Raw genomic sequence first — 15,921 nt, 5'->3', positions numbered from 1 at the left:
CACCGGGACGGGCCGCACCATTCGGACAGGACCCTGCATGACCCGCGACCGCCTTTACCTTCTGCCCGCGACCTTCGCCGATCCGGCGCTGCCCGGTCGCGACTTTTATTGTCGTGACTGCATCACGATCGACGGGTTGCTGGCGCTGTTCCCCGAACGCGCGGCTGGGCTGGACGTGATCCGCATCGATTATCCCCGTCCGCGTACGGCGGTGATCGATGCGATCGGTGCGGAGAACCAGAATCTGCCGGTGCTGCTGCTGGGGGACGACGCCGATCCCACACTGGCGGACGGAACGCATGGCGGGCAGTATTTCGTCAGCGATCTGAAGCGCTTGCTGTACGCGCTTCACATCCGGCACGACTTCCCGGAGGCGCATCCATGATGCCGCTTTCCTACAGCATCCTCGCCATGGCATCTCCCGGTCGCGCGCTGCGGCTCGACGATCGCGGGGCTGCGGACGCGCAGTGGCGCACGGGTGTGACTCTCGTGACCTTTGGACTTCCCGCATGATCGAATCGCTGCTCATCGCCAACCGGGGCGAAATCGCGCGCCGCATCATCCGCACCGCGCGCGCGCTGGGTGTTCGGACGATCGCCGTCCATTCGGACGTGGATGCCGGACTGCCCTTCGTGCGGGAAGCGGATCAGGCCGTGTGTATCGGCCCCGCGCCCGCACGCGACAGCTATCTGGTCGCCGACCGTATCCTCGCGGCGGCGCACGCGACCGGCGCAGCCGCGATCCATCCCGGCTATGGCTTCCTGTCCGAAAATGCCGGGTTCGCCGAAGCGGTCGCCGCCGCCGGGCTCGTCTGGGTCGGTGCGCCGCCCGCCGCGATCCGCGCGATGGGGCTGAAGGACGCGGCGAAGGCGCGGATGATCGCTGCAGGCGTGCCGGTGACCCCCGGCTATCTGGGTGAGAACCAGTCGCCCGAACGGCTGCGCGCGGAAGCCGATGCGATCGGCTATCCGGTGCTCATCAAGGCGGTGGCGGGCGGTGGCGGGAAGGGGATGCGGCGCGTCGATGCCGGCGACGCCTTTGCCGACGCGCTGGGCAGTTGCCGGCGGGAAGCGGCGGCGGCGTTCGGCGACGACCGGGTGCTGATCGAAAAATACATCCTGTCGCCCCGCCATATCGAAGTGCAGGTGTTCGGCGATACGCACGGGTCGGTCGTCCACCTGTTCGAACGCGACTGTTCGTTGCAACGCCGCCATCAGAAGGTGATCGAGGAAGCACCTGCCCCCGGCATGGATGCCGCGACCCGCGCCTTCGTCTGCGACGCGGCGGTCCGCGCGGCGCATGCGGTCGGCTATGTCGGGGCGGGAACGATCGAATTCATCGCCGACGGGTCGGACGGCCTTCGCCCCGACCGTATCTGGTTCATGGAAATGAACACGCGGTTGCAGGTCGAACACCCGGTGACCGAAGCGATCACCGGCACCGATCTGGTCGAATGGCAGTTGCGCGTCGCGTCGGGCGAACCGTTGCCGTTGCGGCAGGACCAGTTGTCGATCACCGGCTGGGCGATGGAAGCGCGGCTCTATGCGGAAAATCCCGCGACCGGCTTCCTGCCGTCCACCGGGCCGCTGACGCATCTGCGCCTGCCGACCGATATCCGCGTCGACGCCGGGGTCGGCGAGGGCGACGAGGTCACGCCGCATTACGATCCGATGATCGCCAAGCTGATCGTCCATCGTCCAACCCGCGACGCGGCGGCGGGTGCGCTGGCGCAGGCGGCATCGTCGGTGGAGGTCTGGCCGGTCCGCACCAACGCCGCCTTCCTTGCCGCCTGTGCCGGGCATCCCGATTTCAGGGCGGCGCGGATCGATACCGGCTTCATCGAACGGCATCTGGACGTCCTCGTTCCCGAACCGCAGCCGTCGGAAGCGGTGATCGCAGCGGCGGCGGCGGCGCTGGTCCCGACCGACCCGGCCGGCGGGCCATGGGGTGCGCTTACCGGCTTCCGCACCAACGCCACCGCCGACCTGCGCGTGGCGGTCGCGATCGGCGGGAAGACCCACGTCGCCGTCGCCGAAGCCGGACCGCCGCCGGTCGCGATCGGCGAGGACCGCGTGATCTTCGCCGATGGCGAGGGCTGGGCCTTCGCCCCGCCGGTCGCGGGCGGCGGAGGCGGGGCGGCCGCGTCGGACGGCGCGATCCTGTCGCCGATGCCGGGCCGCGTCATCGCGGTCGATATCGCCATGGGCGACGTCGTGACTGCCGGTCAGCGTCTGCTGGTGCTGGAAGCGATGAAGATGGAACAGGCGCTGCTCGCCCCGTTCGACGGGACCGTGGAGGCGCTGACCATCGCCACGGGAGATCAGGTGGCCGAAGGCGTCGTCCTCGCCCGTATCGCAAAGGACGCCGCATGACCGGACGCTATTACGACGAATGGCAGATCGGCGACCGGATCGACCATCCGATCCGCCGGACGGTGACCGAAACCGACAATCTGCTGTTCTCGACCATGACGCATAACCCGCAGCCGCTGCACATCGATGCGGAGGCAGCGCGCGCGTCCGAATTCGGCCAGATTCTCGTCAACGGCACCTTCACCTTCGCGTTGATGGTCGGGCTGTCGGTCGGCGAAACGACGCTCGGCACGCTCGTCGCCAATCTCGGCTACGACAAGCTGCTCAGCCCGAAGCCGGTGTTCATCGGCGACACGTTGCGCGCCGAAACCGCGGTCGTGGCGCTGAAGGACAGCCGATCGCGCCCCGATGCCGGCATCGTGACGTTCGAACACGGCATGCGCAACCAGCGCGACGAACTGGTCTGCACCTGCCTGCGCACCGCGTTGCTGAAGCGTCGGCCATGAGGCTGCGGTCGCTGCTGTTCGTCCCCGGCGACCGGCCGGAACGCTTTGGAAAGGCGGCGGCCAGCGGTGCCGACGCCGTGATCCTCGATCTGGAGGACGCCGTCACCGCCGATGCGAAGCCGGCCGCGCGGGCGGCGGTGCGCGACTGGCTGGGCACCCCGGCTGGGGTCGCGCGCTTCGTACGGATCAATCCGATCGAAACACCGTTCGTCGCCGACGATCTTGATGCACTGGTGGGCGTGCTGCCCGATGCGATCATGGTGCCGAAGGCGGAGGGGGCGGCGACGATCACCCTCCTCGACGCGATGCTGCACGAACGCGGACTGGCAAACGTAAAGCTGCTGCCGATCGCCACTGAAACCCCGGCGGCGATGTTTCAGCTCGGCAGCTATGCCGCCGTCGCCGACCGGCTGACCGGCCTGACATGGGGGGCGGAAGATTTGCCTGCCGCGATCGGGGCCGCGACCTCGCGTAACGACGACGGCAGCTATACCGCGCCCTACGAACTCGCCCGATCGCTGACGCTGTTCGGCGCGGGCGCGGCGGGGGTGGCGGCGATCGATACCGTCTTTCCGGCGCTGAACGATGCCGCGGGGCTTGCCGCCTATGCCGCGCGCGCGGCGCGGGACGGGTTCACCGGCATGATGGCGCTGCATCCGTCACAGGTCGCACCGATCAACGCTGCCTTCACGCCCGATGCGGATGCGGTCGAACGGGCCCGCGCGATCGTCGCCGCCTTCGCCGCCAATCCGGGGGCGGGGGCGCTGCGGGTCGACGGACGCATGGTCGACGCACCGCACCTCAAACAGGCGCGGCGCATCCTGTCATTCGGCGGGTAGCGCGGGCGGCGGCGCGGCCAGCTTGCGCAGCGCCACCGCGCGTTCGCGCTCGACGGCGGCGCGGTCGACGCCCAGCCGCTTGTTGACCGCCATGTAATGCAGCGCGGCGCGATAATCCTCTTCGGCCATCAGCCGCATCGGCACCAGATCGGCGGCTTCCTCCAGCGCGGCGGGCGTTGGCGTCGGCGTCGCCTTGGGCAGCCCGGCATGCGCCTGCGACGCGATGTCGTACCAATGCGCCGCCGCGCGTGAAAAGGCGGGCAGCGCGGCGGCGGGCGCGTCATACCGTTCGACCGTTGCGGCATGGCGCACCAGCTCGGCTTCGATCGGGATCAGCGCCCGTTCGACCAGCAGCATGCGCAGCATCGCCGCGTCGCGCTCGAACCGGCTCCATGCCGCCTGGTTGAAGCCGTGCTGGCTGTGCTGCAACGCCAGCGCGCGCAACACCTCCGTCCGGCCCGGCCGCTGCCACAGCCACGCCAGCCCCTGCAGCGCGAACCAGCTCCACACGACCAGCGCGAATGCCGCCAGCGTCAGCAACACGATGCGCCATACCGGCTGCCCGTCCATCGCCGCAGCCGATCCGGCGATCGCCGCCGCGACGGTCGCCAGCGCGACCGCGATCCGCGGGTCGCGATACCATCCGTCGCGCATCATCTCGTCCTTCCCGATGGTTGGTCCCGCCGCCTGCCGGCATGATCGGGGGCGCGTGGTATCGCACGGCGCGTACCTGTCGCCAATCGTCTTGCGTACGTCACGTCGTTCATGCCGCGCGCCGCAACCGGTCGCGGCCGTCGGCCTTGGCACGATATAGCGCAAGGTCGGCGGCGTGCATCGCGGCTGCCGATCCCGACGCCGGGTCGATCGCCGCGATACCCGCGCTGACGGTCAGTTCGACCGTCCGGTCGCCCGCGCACAGTTGCGTTTCGGACAGCGTCGCGCGGATGCGTTCGCAGATGACGATCGCCTGTTCGATATCCGCGCCGGGCAGCAGGATGCCGAATTCCTCCCCGCCCAGCCGCGCGACCAGATCGTCGTCGCGCACCGCTCCGGTCGCAATCCGGCTGAACACGCGCAATGCCTTGTCGCCGATCTGATGGCCGTGCCGGTCGTTGACCCGTTTGAAATGGTCGAGGTCGAACAGCGCCACGCACCCCGCGAACCCGCCGGACGATGCGCCTTCGATCATCGCGTCCAGCGCCGAATCGAACGCGCGCCGGTTGGCAAGCCCCGTCAGCGAATCGGTCGCGGCGGCGCGTTCCAGCTTCGCTTCCAGCATTTTGCGGTGGGACACGTCCCGGACGACCGCCACGATGCCCGTCACATCGTCCCCGTCCATCACCGCGCGTGCATGCGCCTCCAGCCAGCGCAGCTTGCCACCCGCGTTGCGCGCGCGATGTTCGACGATCTGCGTACCCCGCGGATCGGTCAGCATGTCGCGATGCGCCTGTAGCACCAGATCACGATCGGTGTCGGTCGCCAGTCGCAAGGCCTTGGTCCCGATGAGGGCCGATGGGGCATAGCCCAGCAACTGCCGCACCGATGGCGAGATATAGGCAATGCGTCCGGCCGGATCGAGACGCAGCACGATGTCGGTCGAATTGTCCGCCAGCAGCCGATACGTCGCCTCGCTGTCGCGCAGCCGGCCGTAGATGGTGCGGCGACGGTCCAGATCGGCCGCGACGGGAAACGCGGTCAGCGCGGCGGACGCCAGATATAGTTCGAACAACTGGATCGGTACGTCGCCGGTGCTCAACGCCATCATCGCCGGTCCCGATCCGTTCAGCGTGGCATGGCCGCCGATCACCGCGATGATCAAGATGGTCGCCGCCGCTCCGACATGACCGGCGCGGAACGTGGTCAGGATCATCGGCAGGATCGGCAGGAACAGGAGCGGAAGATTATCCTGCGCAAAGACGCCGATCGTCATGCCGGCCGTCGCCGCCAGCAGCAGGGCGAATTCGACGATCTGCCGGCGCGAAGCACGCGCTGCCCAGCGCCGCGCCCCGCCCGATACGATCAGCGACAATACCGGCGTGAACGCCAGCGCGCTGAGCGCATGGCTGATATACCAGTGCAGCCACAGATTGCCGCCCGGCACGCCGGGCAACCAGACCGCAGCGGTCGCCGCGATCGTCGCGCCCATGGCGGGGCCGACAATCCCGACCGCCAGCACGAACCACCCCAGCCGAACGAAGGAATCGAGCGCGACCTTTCGCCCGCCGAACCGGTCGAACAGCACCACGGCGACATATGCTTCGGCGATGTTGGCGACGGCCATCGGCACGGCGGCGGCAATACCATGGCCGAACAGCCACGTTGCCGCGATGCTGCCGATCGCGCTGCATGCCATGATGAAGGGCCGTTGCGTCCGGTCACGGATCGTCAACAGCGCGACCAGCCATCCGGTGGCGGGCCACGGCCCTGCCGGTACGTGATCTGGTTGCGTCAGGATGGATAGCATCGCGATCGCGAAATACGCCAGACCGGCGACGGTGCCGATCATAAAACGGGTATTGCGCATATTCGCCATGGCCGGACTATAGCGTCATCGGGTTAATCGGCGGTTGCGTCCCGCCCGGCAATCATGTCGTCACATCGTGTTTATCGCGCTTGCGATGCCCGAACAGCATCTTGCGTTCAAGATGACCCCGCAACGCGGCATAATAGGCTTCAAGAAACGCCAGATCCGCTTCATCGTCACCGCGGCCGATCTTGCGACGGATCGCCGTGGCGACTGCATACATGTCCGCGCGATCGTTGCGGCGTAGCACGTCTTCGAGCCGTTGCAATTCGAATGCACCATAGGCGTCGAGTTCGGCCGGCGTGAACGGTGCGATCCGGCGCTGCTGGTTCGCATGCGCCGTCTGGATCAACAGGTCGTCGCCCAGCTTGCGGACGGCGCGTTCGACCACCCACGTGCCGGCCATCAGATCGCCCGCGCGCATCCGGTCGCGATTGAACAGCGGCAGGAACAGGAACAGCGCCGCCCATCCGAAGCCGAGGATCGCGGTCCAGCGCGACACCATCCCCTCCGCCGTAGCAAAGGCGAGGAACATCAGCGGCAGGACGATCTCGACCTCGCGCATCAGGTTGCGAGCCAGCACCGCCGACCCGGTCAGCCGCCCGCCGTCGCGCGACACGACGCGCAGCTTCAGCAGGCGCTTGCCCGGTGTGGCCGCGCGCCGCCCCGCCTCGAACAGCACGAAATAGAAGTTGCGCAGGACAAACGCGCCCAGCAGCCAGACGATCGCGTACAGCGACTCTCCGCCCGTCGGCCCGCCGATCGCGGCGAAGAAGATCAGCAACGTGGCGCCGATCAGCACCGCCAGCATGATGATCGCATCGATCAGGAACGCCGCCGCGCGCGCACCGCCCGATCCCAGCCGCAGGCGCAGCGTCACGCCTTCGGGCGTGACCAGATCGCGCTCCAGCGTGCGGGGCGTCCGTGCGACCCGGGCCGGTCGCGGTTTGCGGCGCAGCATCGCCATTCAGCCCTCCGCCTCGCTATCCACGATGGCGACCCCCCAGCGTGAAATAGACGATCCACAGCGTCAGCATCGCCCCGCCGATCGCCAGCCGTGCCGTATCGTCCCGGACCAGTTGCCGTGCGAATCCTTCCAGCAGGCCCGCGATCAACAGCATCAGGATGACGCCGATCATCACGATCGCGCCGCGGCGTCCGGCTTCGGCCGCGGCGGCCAGCCGACCGCGCTCGCCCGGAAACGCCACGCTGCGGCCGATATGGATGCCCGCCGCCGATGCGATCGCGATCGCCGACAATTCGGTCGTGCCATGGATCATCAGCCACGCGAAGAAACCCCAGCCCAGCCCGTGGGGGACGAACGCGGCGAACATCGCACCGCCCATCGCGCCGTTCTGGACGGCAAGGATCATCGTCGGGATGCCGAACGCGAACCCCAGCGCGAAGGCGAGGATGCTGACCTGCGAATTATGCGTGAACAGCGCGGTCGCGAAGATTTCCAGTCCGCCCTCGCGTGGTTCGCCGTACAGGCTTTCGCGCAGCGTCGCCGCACTTGCGGACATGTCGCGGCCATTGGCCAGTTCGGGCGACAGCATCGCGGCATACCATGCCGGTTCGGTGCGGACGAGGTGGTATGCGGCGACCGCGCTCAGGATCAGCAATGCGGCGGACAGCAGCAGTTCGGGCCACAGCGCGCGGACCGATCGTGGCCATGTCGTGGTAGAGAAGGCGCGGATCTGCTGCCCCCACGGTTCGCGACAGCCGTACAGCACGAAATAGGCGCGGGTCGACAATGCTTCGAGATAGCCGACCAGGCTGGCGTCGAGCGACGTCGCGCGGGCGACCGACAGCGCCGACAGCGTGGCACGGTACAGCCGGGGCAGGTCGGCCAGATCGTCGTCGGTCAGCTTGCGCGGGGATTTGCTTTCGATCCGGTCGAGCAGCGTTTCGAGCTGTGCCCAGTCGCTTTCGCGTTCGGCGCGGAAATGGCGGGTGGCGAAGGCGATCGTCATCGTGCGCGCTCCCGGTGCGATACATAGCGTTCGACCAGCGTCAGCGGCATCGCGTCGGCGGTCGTCTCGATGACGTCGATGCCCATGCGGCGCAACCGCTCGATCACGATCGCACGGTCGCGCAGCAACGAATGCGCGACGTTGGCGCGGACCAGATCGTCGGCGGTGACCGGCTCGGCATCGCGCAGTTCCTCCAGTTCGCCATCGCGGAACAGCACGAACAGCACCCGGTGGCGCTTGAGCATCCGTCCCGCCGCCGCCAGCATCAACTCGGCGCTGGTCGGATCGGTGAACTCGGTGAACAGCACGACCAGGCTGCGGCGGTCGAGCTTGCTGTCCAGCGTGACCAGCCCCAGCGTATAGTTGGTTTCTTCGGTCCCGTACTCGATGTCGGCGGCGGCATGGTGCAGCCGGGCAAAGCCGCGCGATCCCGTAATGCTGCCGCTGTCGACCTGCGGGCGCGCTGCGAATGAGAATATCCGCACCCGATCCCCCGACCGCAACGCCACAAACCCCGCCAAAAGTGCTGCGGAAACAGCGCGATCGACGCGGGGCATGTCGCCCAACGGGTCACTCATCGACCGCCCGGCATCGATCGCGAACACGATCGTGTTGTCGCGTTCGGTGTGAAACTCGCGGGCCAGTAGCGATGCGTGGCGGGCGGACGCCTTCCAGTCGATCGTGCGGCGTTCCATGCCCGGCTGGAAATCGGTCAGCACCTGAAAATCCTGCCCGTCGCCATTGTCGCGACGCAGGCGTGCTCCGGTGTTCACGCTGTCCAGATACTGGCGCATGCCCTGATCGCGCACCGGGCGGATATCGGGCAGGACGGCGATGGCGCGATCGGCTGCGACGCTGCGCTGCCGCCACGCAAGCCCCAGCGGCCCGGCGTGCCGCTGCCACAAACGACGCAGCCGTGCCTTGCCGCGTCGAACCGCACGATACTCCCCGGGCGCGATCCGTTCGATCGGGCCGTCGATCGCGACGACGCGGTCATCGCCGACGACGCGGAACGTCTCCCCTACATTCAACGTGACCGGCAGTTCGATCTCGGTCGCCGCCGGCCGGCGGGCCAGCGCGCCGTCCGCGACGACCAGCAACGCGATCGCGGCGATCCACACCGGCGCGGCGATCCACCCGGCCGGCGCCAGCACGCCCAGCGCCAGCGCGACCGGCGCGGCAAGCGCGGTCAGCTGGATCGCGCGGGGCGTGGGATAGATCACCGGGGCGCCTCGACCGAATCGATCAACGCGCGGACCACGTCGTCGACGCGACGCCCGTCGATTTCGGCCGAGGGAGACAGGATCAGGCGGTGCCGCAACATTGCGGGGGCCAGCGCCTTCACATCATCCGGGATGACATAGTCGCGCCCGTCGAGCGCCGCGCCGGCCCGTGCCGCCGCCGCCAGTGCCGATGCCGCGCGCGGCGATGCCCCGCTGGACAGATCGCCATGTTCACGCGTCGCACGGACCAGCCGGACGATATAGTCGATCACCTCGTCGACCAGCCGCACCCGGCCGACCGCGTCCAGCGCGGCGGCGATTGCACCGGCGTCGGCTACCTGCGCCACACCCGAATCCTGCGGGGCGGGGCTGCCGGTGCGCGTGCCATATTGCGCGACGATCGCGCGTTCAGCTTCCAGTGTCGGCCACGGGATCGCGATCTTGAACAGGAATCGGTCGAGTTGTGCTTCGGGCAGTGGATACACGCCCTGCTGCTCAATCGGGTTCTGCGTCGCGACGACGGTAAAGCGGTCGGACAGCGTCTCGGTACGCCCGTCGATCGTGATGCGACGTTCCTGCATCGCTTCCAGCAACGCGGCCTGCGTCTTGGGAGGGGTGCGGTTGATCTCGTCGGCCAGCAGCAATTCGCAGAACACCGGCCCGCGGGTCAGCGCGAACTGCGATGTCTGGAAATTGAACAGGTTGGACCCGATGATATCGCCCGGCATCAGATCGGGCGTGAACTGAATACGTCCGAATTGCAGCCCCAGCGTCCGGGCGAAACTTTGCGCAAGCAAGGTCTTGGCGGTGCCCGGTGGTCCTTCGAGCAGCACGTGCCCGGCGGAAAACAGCGCGATGGTCAGCAGGCGGACGGCATCCTGCTGCCCCACCACCGCCTTCGCGATTTCCCGGTCGATCGCCGATCCCAGCGACCGTACCTCATCCAGCGTCATGCGCCCGTTTCCTTTTTCCATGCATGCAGTCGCGTCGCCGCCGCCAGTGCTTCCCCCTCGGTACGGGCGTCGCGCAAGCTGCGGTCGATGTCGGAATAGCCCGGATGGATCGCGTCGAGCCGGTCGATCGCGGCGCCCGCGCCCAACCCCACCCGACGTCCGATCGTCTCCAGCATCGTGTCAGCATAGCGCGCGCCGGCGTTGCGGGTCCGTCCGGCCAGCCGGGTCAGCGATACGATATTGTCGATCAGGGCGCGCTTGCCTGCCGCGAGCGCCCGGTGTTCCCGTACGATCGGGCCGAACCGGTTGGCGGCGGCGATCCCCGCCAGGATCGCGGCCGCGATCAGCGCGAGCGTGACGCCGAGGAACGGCGGCAGGAACAATAGCTTCACCAGATTGCGGTCGCCCGCGCCGAAATGCAGTGAACGGTCGAACGTCGCCGCGCCGCCATGTTCGGGGTCGATCGCCCGCAACATCGCCAGCGCGGCCAACGCGTTGCGTTCGTCCGCCATCGCGCGGTTGTTGACCAGATCGGCATCGGCCAGCACGAACGTATCGCTGCCGTCGATCTGGCCCAGCACCGCCGCGCCGTCCCGTGCGCCGATCAGCGGGGTGATCGCCTTTCCCTTCACCGCCTGTACCGGGCCGACGACCGCGAACGGGCGCAGTCCGGTGAATACGGTGTCCGCCATCGGCCCAGTGTCGCGGACCTGCTCGCCGTGCCATTCGGCATTGGTCGGAATGAACTGCATCACCTTGAACGTGTCGGCCGATCCCGTGCGCTGAACCCGCGCGCCCTGCAACGGCAGTTTCGCGACCTGCCATTTGGGCAGGATGATCAGCGTGGCGTAGCGGGGCGGGGGGCCTTCGCTGTCCTCGCCGTCATCGTCTTCCGCTGCCGCTTCGGCCATCGCGATCCGACGGTCTACGATCGCCTTCACGTCCTGTGGTCGGGTGGTTTCGGACGGTGTCAGGATCAGGATCGGCGCAGCGCCTGCCGGGTCGCCATCGGCGGCGGCGGCGGGTTGAACCGTATCGACCAGCCGCCGGAACGCGTGATAGCCGGCGCCGTCCTTGCGATCCGCCGCCGGGGCATCGCCAACGATCCGCGCCACGTCGCCACCGAACCCCGACAACAGGATCGCGCCGAGCAGCAGCAATGCGCCGCCGATCACGAGAATCACGACCGTCCGTACCGCAAAGGGTGAGGATTCGTTCACCGCGCGCCCAGCGCGAAACCGGCATAGTCGGCACGCGCCCGGTGCCAGTCGGCGGCGTCCAGTCGTGCGCCTCCGAACAGGCTGCGTTCGACCGCCGCGACGATCCCGGCGAACACGCCCCGCGCGGCGGGCGGCAGTGCATCGGCGCGTGCGATGTCGCGACTGGTCAGCGCAGGCCGGACCAGATCGCCGCGCCATGCCGCGATGTCATCGATGCTGCGGAACAGCAGCAGATGGACCGCTTCGTCGAACCGCTCCCCCGCCGCCAGCGCGTCCGCGTCTTCCAACAGCGCCCGGGCCGCCGTCTCGCCGGGCACCCAGTCCGGTTCCGTCGCGGCGCCGCTGCGTCCGAAACGCTCGCGCAGCCAGTCGCGCAGGGCTGGAAAGAACGTCACCAGCAACACCATGGCGACGGTAAAGCCCAACCCCCACAACAGCACCCGCCACCCGCCGCCGACCCATTCGACAAAGTGCCCGATCCCCCGGAACAGCGGTTCGAGCCATGCGGGAGGCGGGTCGGGCGTCTCGACCGGCTTCACCGGCAGATCGAACTGGATCGAGCGATCAGCGCGGATCTGACCCCATGCGGCGGCGACGCGATCAGGGTCGAGCGGCGGCGGGGCCGCGCCCGGCGTTTCCGCCCCTGTCGTTGCGATCGTCCCCCGCGCCACATCAGCCCCTTTGCGGCGCTCTTGGAGCAAATCACCGATTTACATGCAACGCTTTTCGCTCCTACCTTCGATGGAGACGCGGGGGGCCGCGGCGGGGGACCGGATGATCGCGTTCGCAATTCTGATGCTGATGCTGCCGGTCGGGCTGTTGGTCGTCGCACCGATCGGCGCGTGGCTGGAAGGGCGGCGGTCCGAATGGCCGTTCGGCGTCGGGCAGGTCGTGTCGAACACCTTCGCCGGGATCGGCGGTGCGCCGCTGCTGTTTCTGGTCACCAGTTTCGTCCTGAACGCCTTGCCGCAGCTTGGAATGTCGAGCTTGGCCGGCGGAATGAACATGCTCGAAGTGCAAATGATGCAGTATCGATCCGGCAACCTGATGGTGGTTCAGGCACTGTTCGGCGTTCTCGCCTGGCCGCTTTGCCAGATGATCCTAATCGCGGCGGCGGTCACGACGCTCGACGGCCGGTCGGTCGTGCCGCGCGACGTGGCGATCCATGCGTTGCGCCGCACCCCGATCGCGATCGTCGTCACGATCCTGTTCGCGTTGGGCATGTTGCTCGGGCTTTCGGTGCTGATCGTACCCGGCCTTCTTCTGTTACTGACATGGTTCGTCGCGCTGCCCGCCGTCGCGGTCGAGGACGCGACGATATTGGGCAGTTTCGGGCGCAGCAGCGAATTGATGCGCGGCATGCGGTGGCGGCTGCTCGTGCTGCTGCTCCTGATCGGCATCCTCTGGATGGTGGTCAGCGTGCTGGCGGGCGTGCTCACGGTCGCGATGCGCGGCACCGGTCTGTTGGGGATGGCGGCGGCGAATCTGGTTTCGGCCACGCTGCTCGGCACGATTCCGCCCGCGCTGTTGGCCGCTGTCTATCACGAAGTGCGAACCGCCAAGGGGGGCATCGGCACCCGCGATCTGGAAGCGGTCTTCGCGTAGAATTGTTCAAGGTTTCGAAGGGGTATGGTGTGATCCGAACATTGACGATGCTGGCACTGGCCGGCGGACTGGCGGCGTGCAGCGAAGCGGGCGGCAAGGACGTGCGCTCCGCATCGTCCGAACCGGCCGGTCCGGGGAAGGGGCCGGGCGCGGGCAAGGGTTATGACCACGATCCGTTCCCGTCGACCTACCGGGCCTATCCGGGGCGGCCCACGCTGGTGACCAACGTCACGGTTCTCGATGGCGAAGGGGGCCGGATCGAGGGCGGATCGGTGCTGTTCCGCGACGGCAAGATCGTTGAGGTCGCGCAGACGATCGCCGCACCCGACGGCGCGAGCGTGATCGACGGACGGGGCAAATGGGTCACCCCTGGCATCATCGACGTCCACAGCCATCTGGGCGATTACCCCAGCCCGGGCGTGGAAGCCAATTCGGACGGCAACGAGATGACCGGCCCGGTGACGGCGGAAGTATGGGCCGAACACAGCGTCTGGCCGCAGGACCCCGGTTTCGGGCGCGCGCTGGCGAATGGCGGCGTGACGACGCTGCAGATCCTGCCCGGTTCGGCCAATCTGATGGGCGGGCGGTCGGTCACGCTCAAGAACGTCTATGGCCGGACGATGCAGGCGATGAAATTTCCCGGCGCGCCCTATGGCTTCAAGATGGCATGCGGCGAGAATCCGAAGCGCGTCTATGGATCGAAGGGGCGCATGCCGTCGACCCGGATGGGCAATGTCGCGGTAGACCGCACGACGTGGCTCCGCGCGAAGGAATATGACCGTAAGTGGGACAAATACGAGGCGGACGGCGGCGAAGCCCCGGCGCGTGACATCGGGATGGACACGCTGCGCGGCGTGCTCGACGGCGAAATACTGGTGCACAACCACTGCTATCGTGCCGACGAAATGGCCGTCGTCATGGATATGGCCAACGAGATGGGGTACAAGGTCACGGCGTTCCACCACGCCGTCGAAAGCTACAAGATCGCCGATCTGCTGAAGGCGCGTGGCGTCTGTTCGGCGGTCTGGGCCGACTGGTGGGGCTTCAAGATGGAAAGCTATGACGGGATCGGCGAGAATCTCGCGCTGCTCGACCGGCAGGGCGCGTGCGCGATGATTCATTCGGACGATGCCAACGGTATTCAGCGGCTCAATCAGGAAGTGGCCAAGGTCATCGGTTCCGCGCGTCGTGCCGGCATTCCGGTGACCAAGGAGCATGCGTGGACGTGGCTGGCCATCAATCCGGCCCGCGCGCTGGGCATCGATCGCGTCACAGGTTCGCTGAAGGCCGGCAAGATGGCCGACGTGGTATTGTGGAACGGAGATCCATTCAGCGTCTATACCCGACCGGAAAAGGTGTGGATCGACGGCGCGCTGCTGTACGACGCGAACGATCCACGATTGCGTCCGGTATCCGATTTCGAGCTGGGCCAGCCCGGCGAAGGGGATGTGAAGTGAAGCGCCTGATCCTTTCCGCCCTGCTTCTGGCCGGTGCCGTTTTCCCCGCCGCCGCGCAGGACGTCGTGGTCACGAACGCCAAACTGGTGATCGGCGACGGATCGGCCCCGGTCGAAGGCGGCACGGTCGTCATCCGCGCCGGTCGTGTGGTTGCCGCCGGGCGCGGCGTCGCGGTGCCCACCGGTGTTCGCAGCGTCGATGCCGGCGGACGGTTCGTCACGCCGGGGATCGTCGCAGGCTTCACCCGGCTGGGCGTGGTCGAGGTCGACGGCGTGTCCGAAACCAACGATGCCCGCGCCGGATCGTCGGTATTCAGCGCTGCGATCGACATCGCCTCTGCGGTCAATCCACGCGCGACGCCGCTCGCCATCAACCGCAGCGACGGGGTGACCCGTGCAGTCGTCGCACCGCAGGCGGCAGGTTCGGTCTTCGCCGGGCAGGGTGCCGTCATCGACCTTGCCAGCGACATGGACCCGATCACCCGCCCGCGCGCCTTCCAGTTCATGGAATGGGGCGAAACCGGCGGGCAACTCGCGGGCGGCAGCCGCCCGGCGGCGCTGGCGATGTTCCGCAACATCCTGTTCGAGGCGCAGGCTTACGGCCGGAACCCCGCAAGTTTCACCGATCGTGGGAAGGATTCGCTGCTCACCCGCGCCGATGCGCAGGCTTTGCAGGCCGTGCTGTCGGGACAGGTGCCGCTGCTGATCCATGTCGAGCGGGCGTCCGACATTCTGGGCGTGCTGGCGCTGCGGCGCGAGTTCGCGGGGCTGCGTCCGGTGCTGGTCGGCGCGACCGAAGGCTGGACCGTCGCGCGCGAAATCGCGGCGGCGGGAGTGCCAGTCATCGCGACCGCGCTCGCCGATCTGCCGGCCAGTTTTGAACAGCTTGCCGCTACGCAATCGAATATCGGGCGGATGAAAGCGGCGGGCGTTACCGTTGCGATCGGAATGATCAACGAGGACGAGGCGCGACAAGCCCGGCTGGTGCGCCAGTTCGCGGGCAATCTGGTGGCGTTGTCGAAGATTCCCGGCGCGGCCGGGCTGGACTGGAACGCGGCATTCGCGACGATCGCGTCGCTTCCGGCGCAGGCGATCGGCATGGGCGGCGAAATCGGGTCGCTGGCAGCCGGTCGCCGTGGCGACGTCGTGTTGTGGGACGGCGACCCGCTGGAGATCGGATCGATGCCGACGCAGGTGTTCATCGATGGCGTCGAGCAACCGCTGGGCAATCGCCAGCTTCGCCTGCGCGACCGGTATCTCGACGCGGCCGAGAAGGAACTGCCCAAGGCGTATCAACGCTGATTCAGGAA

At 67.9% G+C, this 15,921-nt stretch carries 15 protein-coding genes; 7 read left to right on the top strand and 8 right to left on the bottom strand.

What is annotated here, in order from left to right; translation table 11 throughout:
- Nucleotides 1–37 precede the first annotated feature (37 nt).
- The 4 genes from IFT55_RS03325 to IFT55_RS03310 all read left to right on the top strand — a co-directional run bounded on the left by IFT55_RS03325 (nucleotide 38) and on the right by IFT55_RS03310 (nucleotide 3,657).
- Complete coding sequence (locus tag IFT55_RS03325) at nucleotides 38–385, top strand: DUF3088 domain-containing protein (RefSeq protein ID WP_192089063.1); 348 nt, start codon at nucleotides 38–40, stop codon at nucleotides 383–385.
- 124 nt (nucleotides 386–509) lie between these two features.
- A complete protein-coding gene (locus tag IFT55_RS03320) occupies nucleotides 510–2,372 on the top strand; it encodes an acetyl/propionyl/methylcrotonyl-CoA carboxylase subunit alpha (RefSeq protein ID WP_192089061.1) in 1,863 nt (620 codons plus the stop codon).
- Nucleotides 2,369–2,818 carry a MaoC family dehydratase gene (locus tag IFT55_RS03315; RefSeq protein WP_192089059.1) on the top strand — a complete coding sequence of 150 codons (450 nt, stop codon included), beginning with the start codon at nucleotides 2,369–2,371 and terminating at the stop codon, nucleotides 2,816–2,818. Before IFT55_RS03320 ends, IFT55_RS03315 begins: the two co-directional genes overlap by 4 nt.
- Nucleotides 2,815–3,657, top strand: a complete 843-nt coding sequence (locus IFT55_RS03310; RefSeq protein ID WP_192089057.1) for an HpcH/HpaI aldolase/citrate lyase family protein — start codon at nucleotides 2,815–2,817, stop codon at nucleotides 3,655–3,657. The genes IFT55_RS03315 and IFT55_RS03310 overlap by 4 nt, the downstream gene beginning before the upstream one ends.
- Here IFT55_RS03310 and IFT55_RS03305 read toward each other — a convergent pair.
- From IFT55_RS03305 to IFT55_RS03270, 8 genes are all read right to left on the bottom strand, one after another.
- On the bottom strand, nucleotides 3,643–4,311 hold the full coding sequence (locus tag IFT55_RS03305; protein WP_192089055.1) for a hypothetical protein: 669 nt from the start codon (nucleotides 4,309–4,311) through the stop codon (nucleotides 3,643–3,645). The two genes, IFT55_RS03310 and IFT55_RS03305, sit on opposite strands and share 15 nt — an antisense overlap.
- 109 nt (nucleotides 4,312–4,420) lie before the next feature.
- On the bottom strand, nucleotides 4,421–6,190 hold the full coding sequence (locus IFT55_RS03300) for a sensor domain-containing diguanylate cyclase (RefSeq protein ID WP_192089053.1): 1,770 nt from the start codon (nucleotides 6,188–6,190) through the stop codon (nucleotides 4,421–4,423).
- A 52-nt stretch (nucleotides 6,191–6,242) separates the two neighbouring features.
- Entirely contained in the window at nucleotides 6,243–7,148 is a 906-nt protein-coding gene (locus IFT55_RS03295) for an RDD family protein (protein WP_192089050.1), read from the bottom strand.
- Nucleotides 7,149–7,164: 16 nt separating this feature from the next.
- On the bottom strand, nucleotides 7,165–8,154 hold the full coding sequence (locus tag IFT55_RS03290; RefSeq protein ID WP_192089049.1) for a stage II sporulation protein M: 990 nt from the start codon (nucleotides 8,152–8,154) through the stop codon (nucleotides 7,165–7,167).
- Nucleotides 8,151–9,377, bottom strand: a complete 1,227-nt coding sequence (locus IFT55_RS03285) for a DUF58 domain-containing protein (RefSeq protein WP_192089048.1) — start codon at nucleotides 9,375–9,377, stop codon at nucleotides 8,151–8,153. The genes IFT55_RS03290 and IFT55_RS03285 overlap by 4 nt, the downstream gene beginning before the upstream one ends.
- On the bottom strand, nucleotides 9,374–10,330 hold the full coding sequence (locus IFT55_RS03280; RefSeq protein WP_192089046.1) for an AAA family ATPase: 957 nt from the start codon (nucleotides 10,328–10,330) through the stop codon (nucleotides 9,374–9,376). The genes IFT55_RS03285 and IFT55_RS03280 overlap by 4 nt, the downstream gene beginning before the upstream one ends.
- Complete coding sequence (locus IFT55_RS03275; protein WP_192089045.1) at nucleotides 10,327–11,514, bottom strand: hypothetical protein; 1,188 nt, start codon at nucleotides 11,512–11,514, stop codon at nucleotides 10,327–10,329. Before IFT55_RS03275 ends, IFT55_RS03280 begins: the two co-directional genes overlap by 4 nt.
- 32 nt (nucleotides 11,515–11,546) lie before the next feature.
- On the bottom strand, nucleotides 11,547–12,221 hold the full coding sequence (locus tag IFT55_RS03270) for a DUF4129 domain-containing protein (RefSeq protein WP_197976279.1): 675 nt from the start codon (nucleotides 12,219–12,221) through the stop codon (nucleotides 11,547–11,549).
- Between the two features lie 103 nt (nucleotides 12,222–12,324).
- On the opposite strand from IFT55_RS03270, the gene IFT55_RS03265 reads away from it, so the two are divergent.
- The 3 genes from IFT55_RS03265 to IFT55_RS03255 are packed head-to-tail and all read left to right on the top strand — an operon-like array spanning nucleotide 12,325 to nucleotide 15,913.
- Entirely contained in the window at nucleotides 12,325–13,155 is an 831-nt protein-coding gene (locus IFT55_RS03265; RefSeq protein ID WP_192089043.1) for a hypothetical protein, read from the top strand.
- 47 nt (nucleotides 13,156–13,202) lie between these two features.
- Nucleotides 13,203–14,612, top strand: coding sequence for an amidohydrolase (locus tag IFT55_RS03260; RefSeq protein WP_192089699.1), 1,410 nt, complete (start codon nucleotides 13,203–13,205; stop codon nucleotides 14,610–14,612).
- Entirely contained in the window at nucleotides 14,609–15,913 is a 1,305-nt protein-coding gene (locus IFT55_RS03255) for an amidohydrolase family protein (protein WP_192089041.1), read from the top strand. The genes IFT55_RS03260 and IFT55_RS03255 overlap by 4 nt, the downstream gene beginning before the upstream one ends.
- Nucleotides 15,914–15,921: the final 8 nt, after the last annotated feature.

The organism is Sphingomonas sp. CFBP 13720 (genome assembly GCF_014842075.1).
GTDB lineage: Bacteria > Pseudomonadota > Alphaproteobacteria > Sphingomonadales > Sphingomonadaceae > Sphingomonas.
This window is presented reverse-complemented; position numbering and strand designations above follow the sequence as displayed.